Below are 16466 nucleotides of genomic sequence, written 5' to 3'. Positions count from 1 at the left end.
AATGTATTTTAAACAAAAATATAATTTATTTGTTGAAAGTAAAAGTGAATGCAATAAAGATTTAGCGATTTAATAATTAAAAATCAATATTAGATTTCTTTTTTTGTTTCTTATTTTTGCCCAAATAAAACTAGCTCATTTTGAAAGATACTGCCAAACATCAAGGACTTCGTAATCAATTAGTAAGCACTTTAGAACAAAAAGGAATTACTGATAAGGCAGTTTTGGAGGCAATTAAAAAAATTCCAAGACATCTTTTTTTAAATTCAAGTTTTGAAGATTATGCTTATCAGGACAAGGCGTTTCCGATTGGTGCGGGGCAAACTATTTCTCAGCCTTACACCGTTGCTTTTCAATCGCAGTTATTAGAAGTTAAAAAAGAACATAAAGTTCTTGAAATTGGTACCGGTTCAGGTTATCAAACTGCCGTTTTGTGTATGCTGGGCGCTAAAGTTTATAGTATTGAAAGACAAAACGAATTGTTTAAACAAACGTCAAATTTGTTTCCTAAACTGAATATCCGACCAAAACATTTGTCTTTTGGAGATGGTTATAAAGGGTTACCAAGTTATGCACCGTTTGACAGTATAATTGTTACTGCGGGCGCGCCGTTTATTCCGCAGCCCTTAATGGCACAGTTAAAAATAGGAGGAAGGCTCGTTATTCCGCTAGGAGAAGAGGTTCAGATTATGACTTTATTAATTCGTAAAAACGAAACGCAATTCGAAAAACATGAGTTTGGAGAGTTTCGATTTGTTCCTTTATTAGAACATAAAAATTAAATTGAAAGCCCATTTAATTGGGCTTTTTTATTGCGTAAGAATACCAATGTATTTTTCCAAACTTTCTTTCTCAGCCTGAGCAATAAAAAGCAAAAAAGCTTCTTTATCTTTTTTAGTTTGAGCAGTTTCTAATGCTTGATAATATTGCATTCGACTCTCATAATCGACTTTTATATTTGCAATAATATATCCTTTTTGCATTAGAATTAAATTCATGACCAATCGTGAAGTTCTTCCGTTTCCATCAATAAAAGGATAAATTGTCAATAATCTTTCGTGCATTTCTGCGGCTAAAATTACAGGATGTAATTTATTTTTATTGATTTCGTACCAGATAAAATATTCTTCCATTTCTTGAGTTACCATCAAAGGTTGTGGCGGCATATGACTGCTTCCTTGAATCATAACCTGAACTTTTCGATAACGACCAGCATTTTCGGGAATAATTCCTCTCAAAATTAAATTATGAATAGATAAAAGATCCCGTTCATTAAAAGAATTGTTTTTACTGATCAAATCTTTAATAAAGCCAATAGCTTCCTGATGGTTTATCGCTTCCAGATGTTCTCTCATGCTTTTTCCGGAAATAGTCAAACCTTCATTAATGACCATGTCGGTTTCGCGAAGTGTCATTGTATTTCCTTCAATTCTATTGCTTTCAAAAGTATATTCAAGTTCGAGTGCCTGTTTAATTTTGTAACTGTCAAATTGCTTATAAGAATCTAATTTATCTTTTAGAGAATCAATTTCTTTTAGAATTTTTTCTAAAGATGCTGATAATTTTAAATTTGATTTAGCTTTACTATATTTGATTTCATCTTCTGCTACTTTTAATGCTTTCAAGGCAAACTCATCATCGCCAATTTCATAAAGAATTTTTTCTTTAAGCCAGGCAATCATCAAAGTTTCGTAATCTATTTCTAAAAGTTGAGACAGCTTTGTGATTTGTTCTCGGGTTGGTTTTCTTGTTCCTGATTCAAACTTACTTATTAATGCTTGATCAATGCCCAGTATTTGTGCAACTTCGCGTGTCTTTAAACCTTTTTGTTCCCGTGCATTTTTTAAAAGTGATTTCATGATGAAAATTCAAGTCTTGACAATTGCAGTCATTTTAATTTTTATAAAAAAAGCAACATTTAAAAATATTGCTTTTGTAAATTTATTTTTTAGGCAAAGAACCGTCTTTTCTCATTTCTGCCACAACTGCCTGCATAATAGCATCTACAGTTTGGCCAACATCTGTAACGTAATCTGATTTCGTAGTTCCTGTCCAGATTAGCTTATTATCTTTTAGTGAAAAGATATTAGTTTCAACCATATAAGAGGTAGTTTCCTGATAATATCCTGGATCGTAGAAAGTTGGCGAATACATTCCGTACCAGTTCCCAAATCCGTAACCATACATTCCGGTGTACATTCCGTCAAATCCGCCGTAATACATTCCGGTATAAGTTCCGGGAACATAATTAGTCTCTTTTTCAGTGCTTACCAATCTCATTGTAATAACTCCATCAAAATTCTCATCTTGTAGAATTTTTAATTTTTGTTCCTTCGTTAAGTTCGAAGTAGTTTCGTTTAGATATTGGTAAGATGTTCTAAAAATAGTATTGCTGGCTGCAATTCTATTTTCGGTTATTCTTCTCGATGCCTCATCTTTTACCAAGGCAACAACCAAAACTTTTTTAAATTCTTCTTGAGCTACCGTAATTTTGGGATCTCTCCAACTACTCACAATAGAAGTATTACTTCCACAACTCCAAAACACAAGAATCACCAGCAAAATTAAATACTTTTTCATACCGTAAAATTAGATTACTGTAGTAAAAATAGGTATAAAATTTTAAAAAAATAAGAATTTCGAATAAATTAGTTGTAAGCCTTTTTTATTCGGTCTAAATCGCGTTTTGTATCCTGCTCTTTAAGAGATTCACGTTTGTCGTAGTTTTTCTTTCCTTTACAAAGACCAATTTGCAATTTTGCAAGGCCTTTTTCATTTGTAAATAATTTTAGCGGAACAATAGTTAAACCTTTAGCCTGAATACTTTTATGAAGGCTTTTTAATTCTTTTTTATTTAATAGCAACTTTCTTTCGCTTCTGGATTTATGATTGAACTGATTTCCAAACGTATATTCTTCGATATAGGTATTTATAGCAAAAAGTTCAAGGTTACTAAATTCACAAAAACTCTCAGTGATATTAGCTTTCCCTAATCGTATAGATTTAATTTCGGTTCCGGACAAAACAATTCCGGCAGTATAGGTATCGATTATCTCATAATCAAATCGAGCTCTCTTATTAAGTATATTGACTGTTTTTAACATAAGTACAAATGTAAACAAAATTGAAAAACTTTCCAGTTTTTGAATATTTAAAGATTTTCAGATTCTATAATTAGCTTTAAGTAGTTATCTAATCGATTTAGATTTCAATTTACTAATTTTGTAAAAACAAAAACCATACTGGAGTATGGTTTTTTAATATTATTTATAAAATGCAAAATCAATCTAAAGATCCTTTACACGGAATTACGCTTCAGGCAATATTAGAAAAATTAGTTGCTCATTATGGTTTTGATACTTTATCAGAATTAATTCCGGTAAAATGTTTTAAAGCAAATCCAAGTATAAAATCAAGTCTTACTTTTTTAAGAAAAACCGATTGGGCTCGCAAAAAGGTTGAAGAGTTATATGTAAAATCTCTTCCTAAACTGACCAATTAATTACAGTTTATACGAAAGCATCACGCCGCCACGGTACGGAAGCCATTCGCCGCTTCTATTCCAATTTGTAGCTTTTTCATATCTTCCTGGAGTTCCATCATTATAATATCCATGATAAAATCCTTGATGCCAACCGCCACCCGCAAAAATATCTAATAAAAATTTATCATTTATTTTAATATTATAACCTACCGTAACTCCTAATCTGTAACCAAAACCGTGTTCATATTTATTAGAATCAAAATAATTCCATTTTTGAAGCTCATAAACGTCAGGACCGGCATGAGCACCTACATAAAAACCATTGTATTTTTCTTTAAAATGATAACGTATTTCAGGAGTTAAAGTGTAAAATTTCATTGGATGATGCCCGTTGAAAGATTCCCAGAAAGAAGCCATAACATCAACACTAAAAGTAGTTTTTTCTCCAATGCTTGTTTCAATTCCAATATTTGGAACTGCTATTATTGCAGTAGCTGCGTTGAATTTTATATAGGTTTGACTTTGTATTTGGATAGAAAATAAAAGTATAAATACAATGAATAATTTTTTCATAAAGTAGATTTTCATGGCAACAAAATAAGTTGTATTTTACTTATTTCGGATGCAAATATAACGCAAAATGAAAGCTACTATTGTAAAAAAAAGGAAGTTTTTAGAAGACTTCCTTTCATTAAAAACCATAAAAAGCTTTATTTGTCTAACAATGAGTAAATTACTTTATCTAGAAAACGTCCCTCGTAAAAATCAGATTCTTTAAAATGCGCTTCTTTTACAAAACCACATTTTTGCAACACTTTTTCTGATGCAAAATTTTCGGGAGCAATTACCGCTTCTATCGAATGCAGTTTTAAATCATCAAAACCATAACGAATAAGTTTATTAACAGCTTCAGGCATAATTCCTTTTCCGTGAAATTCCGGCAATAACATATAGCCAATTTCTGCACGATAATTTTCAGGCTGCATTCTGTAATAACCAATAATACCTAATAGTTTCGGATTATCTTTTAATGTAATTCCCCAATTAATGCCTACGTTTGTTACGATTTTATCTTCGATCATAGCGATATGTTCCAAAGCTTCCTCAGCAGTTTTTGCCAAAGGTCTCGGAATATATTTCATGGTTTCAGGATTCGAACGCAATTCAAAAATTTCGTTTACATCCTCATTAGTAATTCTCTTTAATAGTAAACGTTCTGTTTCTATAATTGGGAATGGTGTAAAATTAAATTCTAGCATTTTCTAAATCTTATAATATTTGTATACTGAATTTTGAATTGAATTCCTGATGGGCATCCAAAATTAAAATCCCTTCTTTTTCGAATAAATTTCCTGAATTATTGGCGGTATCAGAATAACCCAGCCACGGCTCAATACATATAAATGGAGCTTTTACTTTTGTCCAGATTCCCAAACTCGGAAAATCTTCAAAGTCGACTTTAATATAAGGTTTGGAATCTTCAAGAATAGTAAGCGAATTCGACTCTAAAGTTTTAAAAATCAACGCATCATTTTTGAACAATTTATAATCTAGAGGAACCAAATTATTGGTAGTTTCAAGAACTTTAGTTTTATCAGATATTAAATCATTTTCTAAAAGATAGTATTTTAGCGTTTCTTCTTTTTCGAATTCAAAAGCATAATTTTCAAACTTTTCAGGCAATGCAATCGCCGGGTGCGCTCCAATTGAAAAAGGCATTTTAGTATCACTTTTGTTAATTACTTTATATTGAATGTCTAAAGTGGTTTCTTCAATTGTGTAAATAAGCTGCAATTCAAATTCAAAAGGATATTTCTTCAGCGTTTCTTCATTAGATTGTAACGAAAAAACGGCACTATTTTCTGTTTTTTCAATCAGTTCAAATTCCATATCACGAGCAAAACCATGTCTTGGCAACTCATATTCTTTTTCACCAATTTTATAAGTGTTGTTTTTTAAAGTTCCAACAATCGGGAAAAGAACCGGCGAGTGTTTGCCCCAGAAATCAGGATTGCCTTCCCAGATATATTCTTTGTTTTGATTGTCCTTTAATGAAAATAATTCAGCTCCTGCGTGTTTTATAGAAGCTTTAAGTCTTGAATTTGTTATAGTTGTGTTCAAAATAATAGTAATTGAAAAGAATTAGTTTTTTATCCTGATGTAAATATATTTTATAAATTTTATTTTTTTAGGAAAATAGCTTAAAATATTTTTTGATAAAATTTTGCCAAAACGCAATATAACCTTTGATTTTTCTCTGTAAATAGCTTTTTTTTTCATTAATTTGCTACATAAACAGCTAAAAAATATGAAAAAACAATCCTCAAAAGCCTTATTGACCATGGCTTTGTTTGTAGGGATTTCTTCTGTTTGGGCGCAACAAATGCCAGCTACAACAGCAGTAAATCCAGTTAATAATTATAATTATCATGATGCATTTGCACCCCATTTTTATACAAAGAACGGAACGCCAACGCGATCAGCAAGCGGTCAGCCGGGAGTTGAGTACTGGCAAAACAGAGCCGATTATCAGATATCGGCAAAATTAAACGGAACTACAAATGAAATTATTGGTACAGATGAAATTACGTATACCAATAATAGTCCTGACAAATTAGGATTTGTCTGGTTGAATTTAGACCAAAATTTATTTAAAGAAGATTCAAGAGGAAACGCTGTTGTACCTTTAACCGGAAGTCGTAATGGTGCTCAAGGTCAGGTATTTGATGGTGGAAATAAAATAAAATCAGTAAAAGTTATTTCTGGCGGAAAGAAAAAAGTTGAAGCTGACGCAAAATTCATAGTTACAGATACCAGAATGCAAATTTTTCTTCCAGAAGAATTGGCTTCAAAAGGCGGATCTGTAAAAATCAAAATTGAATTCTCATTTATTGCTCCGTTTGAAGGATCAGACAGAATGGGAGTTTTAGAAACTAAAAACGGTAAAATATTTACCATTGCACAGTGGTATCCGCGTATGTGTGTGTATGACGACGTAAGAGGTTGGAATACTGCACCTTATTTAGGAGCTTCTGAGTTTTATTTAGAATATGGTGATTTTGATGTAAAACTTACAGTTCCTGCAAATCATTACGTAGTAGGTTCAGGTGAATTATTAAATGGTGCAGAAGTTTTGCCTGCTGAGCAATTTAAACGTTACAAAGAGGCTTCTCAAAGCGATAAAACGGTTATAATTCGTTCTGCCGAAGAAGTTGCTGCAACTGCAAATACAAATGCAACTGCCGAAAAAACCTGGCATTATCAAATCAAAAATGCCCGTGATTTTTCTTGGGCATCATCTCCGGCCTTTATTTTAGACGGAGCAAAAATAAACCTGCCAAGCGGTAAAAAATCATTAGCATTATCTGCTTATCCTGTAGAAAGTGCCGGTAACGATGCTTACGGACGTTCGACAGAATATGTAAAATCGTCTATTGAACATTATTCAAAAAGATGGTTTGAATATCCTTATCCGGCAGCTACAAACGTTGCAGGAAATGAGGGAGGAATGGAATACCCGGGAATTGTTTTTTGTGGATGGAAATCTAAAGGAGACGATTTATGGGGTGTAACAGATCACGAATTCGGACATATTTGGTTTCCTATGATCGTAGGTTCAAATGAGCGTTTATTTGCCTGGATGGATGAAGGTTTTAATACTTTCATTAATTCTATTAGTTCTTTTGATTTTAATAATGGAGAATACAAGCAAAAACCTGCTGACTTACATGAAGATGCAGAATATTTTACAAGCCCGAAATTAGAGACTATTATGAGTTCTCCTGATAATATGAAGGAAGGTAATATTGGTGTTTTATGTTATGCAAAACCAAGTTCAGGATTAATAATTTTAAGAGAGCAGGTTTTAGGAGAAGAACGTTTTGATAAAGCGTTACGTACTTATGTAGAGCGTTGGGCTTTCAAACATCCAACTCCGGATGATTTCTTTAGAACTATTGAAAATGTTGCAGGAGAAGATTTAAGCTGGTTCTGGAGAAGCTGGTTTGTAAACAACTGGAGATTTGACCAGGGAATTAATTCTATCAAATATGTTAAAAACGATCCTGCAAAAGGAGTTGTGATTACAGTAGAAAATTTCGATAAAATGCCAATGCCAATTGTTTTGGATGTAAAAACAAAAAGCGGAAAAGTAACCAGAGTTAAATTGCCAGTTGAAATATGGCAGCGTAACAACGATTGGTCTTTCAAACACAATTCTACCGAAGAAATCGAAAGCATAACTTTAGATCCTGATCATGCTTTTCCTGATTATAACGAAAGTAATAATGTATGGACAGCGGGAAAGGGAAAAGTTGAAAAAGACATCATTTTAGATGGATATTTAGGGAATTTTTCGACTGATAAAGCACCCTTAAAAGTTGAATTTACAGAGAAAAATAGTGTTCTTAACGCAGAAATTTCAAATTATCCAAAATTTGCTGTTGAACCAGTAGAAGGAGAAAAAGATACGTTTCAATCAAACAGAGCTGGATTAAAATTCAAATTTAATGAAGCTAAAAATGGTTTTGATATGATTGTTTTAGGAAATGGAAAAGTAATTCCGTTTAAAAGAAACTAAAAACGAAATAATAATATTTTCAAACCCGATAATTATGTATAGCTATCGGGTTTTTCTTTTAGTTTAGTTTCAAGTTTCAGGTTTCAAGTTTAAAATGCTCAATCTTTCAAAGTTTCAAACTTAAAAAACTCAGAAACTAAAAACCTTAGCACCTTAGCACCTCAGAACCTTAGCTCCTCAAAAAAAACAACATTACATTAAAAAAATGTTAGATTTTTATTTTTTTGTATTGTAAATAGAAAAATAGTGTACTTTTGCAACCGATGAATAAAATAAGTTTACATATAACTTCTTTGTCACGGACAAACTCTCCTGTAACTTCTCCCGAAGTACGGATACTATCTCTATAGTATTCACAGAGTTTTTCGCCGCGTATTTATTTATATTCATTTTTCATTTTGAAATCACAAAATTTGTCCATTGGACAAACCTATCCTAAAAGTATATATTTTTTTGTAAATTTTCTTAATCAAACTTTTGATTTTGAGAATGTTACTTCTATTTTATCTATTTTTAATGGATTGATTTCCGGAATTCAAACTAAACAATACGTTTTATTTTTTAACTCTAACTTCAACTATTGAAATGAAAATCTCTATTGTTGTTACTCAGGAAGAACACTTCAAATTCGCACAGGAAATTTGCGATACGATAGAATCATCTGCCTTATTAAGAGGTACAGGGATTGCTAAAAGAACTCCTGAATACATTCAGAAAAAAATGTCGAATGGTGATGCGATGATTGCTCTGGCAGACGGAAAATTTGCAGGTTTTTGTTATATCGAAAGTTGGCAGCACGGCAAGTTCGTGGCACACTCCGGTTTAATTGTACATCCGGACTACAGAAGTTTAGGTTTAGCAAAAAAAATCAAATCAAAAGTTTTTGATTATTCGCTGCAAAGATATCCGGATGCCAAAATTTTTGGTATTACAACTGGTCTGGCTGTAATGAAAATCAATTCTGATTTGGGCTACAAGCCGGTTCCATTTTCAGAACTTACAACAGATCCGAGTTTTTGGTCGGGGTGTAAAACCTGTACTAATTATGAAATTCTAAAAAGCAAAGAAAACAAAATGTGCCTTTGCACCGGAATGTTGTATGACCCAAAAGAAAAACAAAAAGATCCGCCAAGACATCCTTTTAATGAAGCTGTTTTAAGCAGATTGAAAAAAATAAAACAAGCTTTATTCTTAAATAAAATCTTGTCTGTTTTTTTAACCTAAAATTGAATTAAAAAAGAAATCTCAAACTTGCTAAATACGAAAGTATTAGCCTAAATTATAAAAAATGAAAAAAGTTGTATTAGCTTATAGTGGAGGATTAGATACCTCGTATTGTTTGAAATATTTAAAAAATGAAAAAGGATACGAAGTTCACACCGTACTTGTAGATACAGGAGGATTTGATGCAGAAGAATTATCAGCTATAGAAAAAAGAGCTTACGAATTAGGAAGCGCACAACACGCGAACCTAACCATCGTAGATAAATATTACGATAAAGCAATAAAATATTTGATTTTTGGAAACGTGTTAAAAAACAATACATATCCGCTATCAGTAAGTGCAGAGCGTGTTTTTCAGGCAATTGAAGCCATAAAATATGCTAAAAAAGTAGGAGCAAGCGCCATCGCACACGGAAGTACAGGTGCCGGAAATGATCAAATTCGTTTTGACTTGATTTTTCAAACCATCGCTCCGGAAATCGAAATCATTACGCCAATTAGAGATTTAAAATTGTCAAGACAAGAAGAAGTTGATTATTTGGCTCAAAACGGCGTTCATTATTCTTGGGAAAAAGCACAATATTCGATCAATAAAGGACTTTGGGGAACAAGCGTTGGAGGAAAAGAAACCTTAACTTCAAGCCAGCCTTTGCCAAGTGATGCTTATCCTTCGCAATTGCAAAAAGAAGGCGAAGAAAAAGTAAGATTACATTTTGAGCAAGGAGAATTAGTTGGAATAAATGGTCAATTAGATAAACCATCAAATAATATTGTCGCGCTGGAAAAACTGGCAAATGCTTATGCAATTGGTAGAGATATTCACGTAGGTGATACTATTATTGGAATTAAGGGAAGAGTTGGTTTTGAGGCTGCTGCACCGTTAATTATTATCAAAGCACATCATTTGTTAGAGAAACATACCCTAGGAAAATGGCAGCAATACTGGAAGGAACAATTAGGAAACTGGTACGGAATGTTATTTCACGAAGGTCAGTTTTTAGATCCGGTTATGAGAAACATAGAAACCTTTTTGCAAGACACTCAAAAAACAGTAAATGGTGTTGTTACCGTTTCGCTAAAACCATATCATTTTTCGCTTGACGGAATTGAATCTGATAACGATTTGATGAACACAGGTTTCGGTCAATACGGAGAAATGAACAACGCCTGGACATCTGACGATGCAAAAGGATTTATTAAGATTTTAGGAAATGCCCAAAATATATTTTCATCTGTAAATCATTTAGATCATGATTAATGTCGGAATAATTGGTGGTTCAGGTTATACAGCTGGAGAACTCATCAGAATTTTAATGTATCACCCAAAAGTAAACATTGATTTTGTTTACAGTACAACAAATGCCGGAAAACCACTTTCTGTGGCGCACCATGATTTGATGGGAGATATTGAAATGAATTTCACAGATGTAATTAATCCTGATGTAAATGTTGTTTTCTTGTGTTTGGGTCATGGAAAATCAATTTCATTTTTACAGGAAAATCAATTTGCGAGTCACACTAAAATTATTGATTTAGGAAATGATTTCAGATTGAATGCAGCTGCACATTTCGAAGGAAAAGACTTTATATACGGCTTGCCGGAATTAAACAAAACGGAAATTAAAAAAGCAAATTACATTGCAAATCCGGGTTGTTTTGCCACGGCTATTCAATTGGCTTTGTTGCCTTTAGCTAAAAATAATCTGTTGAATAATGACATTCATATTAATGCCACAACTGGAAGTACAGGCGCAGGAGTAGGACTTTCAGAAACCTCACATTTCAGTTGGAGAAATAACAATATGTCGCATTACAAAGCTTTTGAACATCAGCATTTGGGAGAAATTGGAGAAAGTTTGGTTCAATTGCAGGATGATTTTGAAAGTGAGTTGCTTTTTATTCCAAACAGAGGAGATTTTCCAAGAGGAATTTTTGCAACCTTATACACACTTTCGGATGATAGTTTAGAACAACTAGTGGCAAAATATGAAGAGTTCTATAAAGATGAGCCTTTCGTAACGGTCACAACTACAAATATCAATATGAAACAAGTCGTTCAAACGAATAAATGTATTATCAGTTTATTGAAAAAAGGAAACCGGGTTTTAATAACATCAATTATCGACAACTTAACCAAAGGTGCATCAGGACAAGCGATTCAAAACATGAATTTAATGTTCGGATTAGAAGAAACCACCGGTTTACATTTGAAACCAAGCGGATTTTAATTTATTTGATAGTTGTTGGCTTATAGTTGATGGGAACATCATGATAAAACCGACAACCATCAACAATCAACCAAAAACTAAAAAGATGAACTTATTCAACGTTTACCCATTATATGACATAACTCCAGTAAAAGCAGTCGATTGTACCATTACAGACGACAAAGGAGTAGAATATTTAGATTTATACAGCGGACATGGTGTGATCTCGATTGGACACACACAACCGGATTACGTAGCAAAGCTTAAAAATCAGTTAGACCATTTAGGATTTTATTCGAATGCGATTCAGAATCCTTTGCAGGTTGAATTGGCTCAAAAATTAGGAAAGCTTTCTGGTTTAGAAGATTACGAATTGTTTTTATGCAGTTCTGGTGCCGAAGCCAATGAAAATGCTTTGAAATTAGCCTCTTTCCACAACGGAAAATCAAGAGTTGTTGCTTTTGATAATTCTTTCCACGGAAGAACTTCTGCAGCCGTTGCCGTTACAGACAATAAAAAAATTGTTGCGCCAATAAATGCACAACAAGAAGTTACTTTTTTACCGTTAAACCAAATCGAATTAGTTGAAGCTGAATTGGCTAAAGGAGATGTTACAGCAGTAATTATCGAAGGAATTCAAGGAGTTGGAGGTTTAGACCAAGGAACAACAGAATTTTTTCAGGCTTTAGAAAAAGCATGTAAAAAACACGATGTTGTTTTGATTTTAGATGAAGTACAATCGGGTTACGGAAGAAGCGGGAAATTTTTCGCATTCCAACATCACGGAATCAACCCTGATATTATTTCAGTAGCGAAAGGAATGGGGAATGGATTTCCGGTTGGAGCCATTTTAATCTCTCCAAAATTTGAAGCAAGTTTCGGATTATTAGGAACTACTTTCGGCGGAAGCCATTTATCTTGTGCAGCAGGAATTGCCGTATTAGATGTAATGGAAAAGCTTGATTTGCAGAAAAATGTAAACGAAGTTTACGCTTATTTCTTAGAAAAAATCAAAGAAGTTGAAGGTATCAAACAAGTAAAAGGAAAAGGTTTAATGCTTGGTGTTGAATTCGATTTTGATGTTGCAGCTTTAAGAAAAAAGCTAATTATCGAAAAACACATTTTTACAGGAAGTGCCAATAACAAAAATCTGCTTAGAATTTTGCCACCATTAACTGTGAAAAAAGGGGATATTGATACTTTCATTGTAGCTTTAAAAGAGAGTTTGGAAGAACTAAAAAACTAAGTTTACCATATATTGTTAATTCGTTTAATCGATTAACTAGTTAAACGATTAAACGAATTATCGATTAACCAATTAAACCAAAAAAATGAATCCATTATCAATTGAAAAACGCAATCTGGTTTTGCGCTCCATGGCAAAGCTGGTCGAGCAGGAGCGGAGTCAAATCATCTTAACTAATAAAGAAGATCTTGACGCTTACGACGGTTCCGATTTAGCGATGGAAGAGCGACTAAAAGTTGATGATAAAAAAGTTGATGAAATGATTTTATCACTAAACCAGTTGGCTTCTCAAGATGATCCGGTTGGAGTAGAGCGTTTTCATTTTGTTCATGATAATGGAATCAAAGTAATTAATAAAACAGCAGCTTTCGGAACGATTTTAATTATTTACGAATCTCGTCCCGACGTTACAATCGAAGCCGGCGGAATTGCTTTTAAATCCGGAAATAAAATTTTATTAAAAGGAGGAAAAGAGTCTTTAAAGTCAAATTTGAAAATTGTGAGTTTGTGGCATAAAGCTTTAGAAGAAAATGAAGTTTCAAAAGATTGGGTTGAATATCTAAATTATAATCGAACAGAAACACAGGCTTTTTTAGAAAAACCAACTCAAAAAGTCGATTTAATTGTTCCTAGAGGCGGAGAAAAATTAATTGAGTTTGTGAAATCGCATGCGACTTGCCCGGTAATTGTGAGCGGGCGCGGAAACAATTTTGTTTACGTTCACGAAAATGCAGATACAGATTTGGCCTTGAAAATAATTTTAAACGCTAAAACCTCTAAAATTTCAGCTTGCAATGCTGTTGATAAAGTTTTAATTGATTCCAAATTGCCCAATTTTGAAGCTTTTACAGCATTGTTAATCGAAGCCTTAATTGAATCAAAAGTGGAAGTCATAGGCGACAAATCTTTAGAAAATTTCGAAAATACAGAAACACTTCAAAACGAAGATATTTGGTATGAAGAATTTTTAGATTATAAAATTGTTATCGGAACAATTGATTCTGAGGAAAATGCGATCAAAAAAATCAATAAATATTGTGGAGGACATTCTGCAGTAATTATTACAAAAGACGACAAAGCCGCACAAGAATTTATGGATGCCGTTGATACCGCAGCCGTTTACCAAAACGCTTCAACACGTTTTACAGACGGAGGACAATTTGGTCTAGGCGGAGAATTAGCGATAAGCACAGATAAATTGCATCAAAGAGGTCCAATTGGTTTGCAACATTTGGTTACCAATAAATGGTACGTTTACGGAGAAGGGCAGATTAGATAATTTTAGATTTTAGATTGTTGGAATTTGGAATTTATATAAAAATTTAGCTTTGCGAACTTAGCGTTTGTAAACACAAACAACAAAAATAACCTTGCGCCCTTGCGGTAAAAGAAAATTAGTGTCTTTGTGCCTTCGTGGCAAAAACAGAAAACATGGCAAAAAAAAGGATTTTATTAAAAATAGGAAGTAATACTTTAACCAAAGAAACCAATCACATTTCTCGGGGAAAGATTGAAGACCTCGGTATGCAGATTGCGGCCTTAAACAAAGATTACGAATTCGTAATTGTAAGCTCCGGAGCAATCGCCGCCGCCAAGCAATTTGTAAATCTCGAAAGTAAAGGAAAAGAAATTGCATTAAAACAAGCTTTAGCATCGATAGGTCAGCCCCATTTAATGCGGATTTTTCATGAAAATTTCAGCGATTTAGGTTTATTGACGTCGCAATGTTTATTGTCTTATTCTGATTTCGAAAAAGAACAGTCTAAAGTAAATATTGTTAATACTATAAATGTTTTGGTTGAGAACAATTACATTCCGATTATCAATGAAAATGATACCGTGGCAACGGATGAAATCAGGTTTGGAGACAATGACAAATTAGCGGCTTTAACGGCAGTGCTGCTAAATGTTGATATTCTGATAATTGCCACTAATACGAACGGAATTTATACGAAAGATTCTATTCATGGTGAAATTCCAGAAACGATTAAATTAGTAAATGATTTAAAAACGCTTGAAAAAGAAATCGGCGAATCAAAATCATCACACGGAACAGGAGGAATGCAATCCAAAATTGAAGCAGCAGGAATCGCAAAAGCAGCTAATATAGAAACCTGGATTGTCAATGGATTAAATGATAATTTTATTTTAAAGGCATTAAAGGGCGAAATTCCTTTTACCAGGATTGTGTGATATTGAACGCGGATGAAAACGGATTCGCTATTGCGAAGACGCGGATTGAAACGGATTTTATATTTGAGTTTAATTTTATTGTAGTATATTTTATTCAAATATTAAAATTATGAAATTATTGCATCAAGAGCTGACCGATATTATCATCAAAACTTTTTACGAAGTTTATAATGAATTAGGACACGGGTTTTTAGAAAGAGTTTATCAAAATTCCTTGTATTTAGAATTGAAAAATAAAGGTTTGTATATTGAAGCTCAGAGGAAAATTAAAGTTTACTATAAAGGTATTGAAGTTGGAGAATATTATGCAGATTTAATAGTTGAAGATTTAATTATTCTAGAACTCAAAGCAGCTAATTGCATTGTGGTCGAGTTTGAAAATCAAATTTTGAATTATTTAAAAGGAACAAATTGTGAAGTAGGTTTACTTTTAAATTTTGGAACAAAACCAGAATTTAGACGAAAAGTATTTGAGAATAGTAGAAAATTAAGAATATAAAAATCCGCGTTAATCTGCGTCTTCGCGATAGCGAATCAGTAAAATCCGCGTCTAATTTGGATAACAATTAAAAAACAAAAAACAATGAATTATATTTCAATAAAAGATATCGACTCATTATCAAAATGGGTAAAAAGCGCGATTAAAATCAAAAAAAATCCGCTTAAAAATCAAAAGTTAGGTAAAAATAAAACCTTGGGAATGTTATTTTTCAATCCGAGTTTAAGAACACGTTTGAGTACTCAAAAAGCTGCTTTAAACTTAGGAATGAATGTTATGGTAATGAATTTTACCAACGAAGGCTGGACATTAGAGTTCGAAGACGGAGCCGTAATGAATTCTGGTGCTTCAGAGCATATTAAAGAAGCCGCAGAAGTAGTTTCTCAATATTGTGATATTATCGCTATACGTGCTTTTGCAGGTTTAGTTGATAAAGAAAAAGATTATGCTGAAACCGTTATTTCAGGATTTCTGAAATATGCTACGGTGCCAATCGTAAATATGGAAAGTGCTGTTCGTCACCCGATGCAGTCTTTGGCAGATGCTATTACAATGGAAGAGCACAAAACGAAACACAAACCAAAAGTGGTTCTTTCGTGGGCGCCGCATCCAAAAGCTTTACCACAAGCTGTTGCAAATTCATTTGTAGAAATGATGCAAATGCAGAAAGATATGGATTTTGTAATTACGCATCCGGAAGGTTATGAATTAAGCCCGGAAATTACTCAAGATTGTAAAATCGAATACGATCAAAATAAAGCTTTCGAAAATGCCGATTTCGTTTACGTAAAAAACTGGAGCAACTTCAACGATTACGGAAAAGTAACCAACAGCGACCCAAATTGGACAGTTACTGCCGAAAAAATGGCCTTAACTAATAACGGAAAATTCATGCATTGTCTTCCTGTTCGTCGTAACGTAATCGTAAGCGACGAAGTTTTAGATGGAGAAAATTCAATCGTAATCGAACAGGCGAATAATAGAACGTATTCGGCACAATTAGTTTTACAAAAGATTCTTAAGAAGTTATAAAT

17 protein-coding genes are annotated in these 16466 nt (G+C 33.1%); 11 read left to right on the top strand and 6 right to left on the bottom strand.

Annotation, left to right across the window (positions count from 1 at the left end):
• The first annotated feature begins 140 nt into the window (after positions 1–140).
• Positions 141–782, top strand: a complete 642-nt coding sequence (locus EV143_RS05945) for a protein-L-isoaspartate(D-aspartate) O-methyltransferase (RefSeq protein WP_133507052.1) — start codon at positions 141–143, stop codon at positions 780–782.
• A gap of 27 nt (positions 783–809) precedes the next feature.
• On the opposite strand, the gene EV143_RS05940 is transcribed toward EV143_RS05945, so the two are convergent.
• From EV143_RS05940 to smpB, 3 genes are all read right to left on the bottom strand, one after another.
• Entirely contained in the window at positions 810–1859 is a 1050-nt protein-coding gene (locus EV143_RS05940; protein ID WP_133507051.1) for a Fic family protein, read from the bottom strand.
• 82 nt (positions 1860–1941) lie between these two features.
• Entirely contained in the window at positions 1942–2580 is a 639-nt protein-coding gene (locus EV143_RS05935) for a DUF4136 domain-containing protein (protein WP_133507050.1), read from the bottom strand.
• A gap of 68 nt (positions 2581–2648) precedes the next feature.
• Positions 2649–3104, bottom strand: coding sequence for an SsrA-binding protein SmpB (smpB, locus tag EV143_RS05930; protein ID WP_133507049.1), 456 nt, complete (start codon positions 3102–3104; stop codon positions 2649–2651).
• 170 nt (positions 3105–3274) lie between these two features.
• On the opposite strand from smpB, the gene EV143_RS05925 reads away from it, so the two are divergent.
• On the top strand, positions 3275–3502 hold the full coding sequence (locus tag EV143_RS05925; RefSeq protein ID WP_133507048.1) for a VF530 family protein: 228 nt from the start codon (positions 3275–3277) through the stop codon (positions 3500–3502).
• On the opposite strand, the gene EV143_RS05920 is transcribed toward EV143_RS05925, so the two are convergent.
• The 3 genes from EV143_RS05920 to EV143_RS05910 all read right to left on the bottom strand — a co-directional run bounded on the left by EV143_RS05920 (position 3503) and on the right by EV143_RS05910 (position 5605).
• Complete coding sequence (locus tag EV143_RS05920) at positions 3503–4057, bottom strand: DUF3575 domain-containing protein (protein ID WP_133507047.1); 555 nt, start codon at positions 4055–4057, stop codon at positions 3503–3505.
• Positions 4058–4194: 137 nt separating this feature from the next.
• Positions 4195–4743, bottom strand: a complete 549-nt coding sequence (locus tag EV143_RS05915) for a GNAT family N-acetyltransferase (protein ID WP_133507046.1) — start codon at positions 4741–4743, stop codon at positions 4195–4197.
• A gap of 10 nt (positions 4744–4753) precedes the next feature.
• On the bottom strand, positions 4754–5605 hold the full coding sequence (locus EV143_RS05910) for an aldose 1-epimerase family protein (RefSeq protein WP_133507045.1): 852 nt from the start codon (positions 5603–5605) through the stop codon (positions 4754–4756).
• 187 nt (positions 5606–5792) lie between these two features.
• Here EV143_RS05910 and EV143_RS05905 point away from each other — a divergent pair, with 187 nt between their 5' ends.
• From EV143_RS05905 to EV143_RS05865, 9 genes are all read left to right on the top strand, one after another.
• Entirely contained in the window at positions 5793–8063 is a 2271-nt protein-coding gene (locus EV143_RS05905; protein WP_133507044.1) for a M1 family metallopeptidase, read from the top strand.
• Between the two features lie 585 nt (positions 8064–8648).
• On the top strand, positions 8649–9287 hold the full coding sequence (locus tag EV143_RS05900; protein ID WP_133507043.1) for a GNAT family N-acetyltransferase: 639 nt from the start codon (positions 8649–8651) through the stop codon (positions 9285–9287).
• A 64-nt stretch (positions 9288–9351) separates the two neighbouring features.
• Positions 9352–10545: an argininosuccinate synthase gene (locus tag EV143_RS05895; protein WP_133507042.1), complete on the top strand. Its 1194-nt coding sequence runs from the start codon at positions 9352–9354 to the stop codon at positions 10543–10545.
• A complete protein-coding gene (gene argC / locus EV143_RS05890) occupies positions 10538–11515 on the top strand; it encodes an N-acetyl-gamma-glutamyl-phosphate reductase (RefSeq protein WP_133507041.1) in 978 nt (325 codons plus the stop codon). The genes EV143_RS05895 and argC overlap by 8 nt, the downstream gene beginning before the upstream one ends.
• Positions 11516–11600: 85 nt before the next feature.
• Positions 11601–12740: an aspartate aminotransferase family protein gene (locus EV143_RS05885; protein ID WP_133507040.1), complete on the top strand. Its 1140-nt coding sequence runs from the start codon at positions 11601–11603 to the stop codon at positions 12738–12740.
• Between the two features lie 85 nt (positions 12741–12825).
• A complete protein-coding gene (locus EV143_RS05880) occupies positions 12826–14019 on the top strand; it encodes a glutamate-5-semialdehyde dehydrogenase (protein ID WP_133507039.1) in 1194 nt (397 codons plus the stop codon).
• Positions 14020–14171: 152 nt separating this feature from the next.
• On the top strand, positions 14172–14933 hold the full coding sequence (gene proB / locus EV143_RS05875) for a glutamate 5-kinase (RefSeq protein WP_133507038.1): 762 nt from the start codon (positions 14172–14174) through the stop codon (positions 14931–14933).
• A 109-nt stretch (positions 14934–15042) separates the two neighbouring features.
• Complete coding sequence (locus EV143_RS05870; RefSeq protein ID WP_133507037.1) at positions 15043–15432, top strand: GxxExxY protein; 390 nt, start codon at positions 15043–15045, stop codon at positions 15430–15432.
• An 84-nt stretch (positions 15433–15516) separates the two neighbouring features.
• Complete coding sequence (locus EV143_RS05865) at positions 15517–16464, top strand: N-acetylornithine carbamoyltransferase (RefSeq protein WP_133507036.1); 948 nt, start codon at positions 15517–15519, stop codon at positions 16462–16464.
• Positions 16465–16466: the final 2 nt, after the last annotated feature.

Origin of the sequence: Flavobacterium chryseum (assembly GCF_004362015.1) — a bacterium.
Lineage (GTDB): Bacteria > Bacteroidota > Bacteroidia > Flavobacteriales > Flavobacteriaceae > Flavobacterium.
Note: the sequence above shows the minus strand (reverse complement) of the source record. Positions and strands in the feature narration are given on the sequence as shown.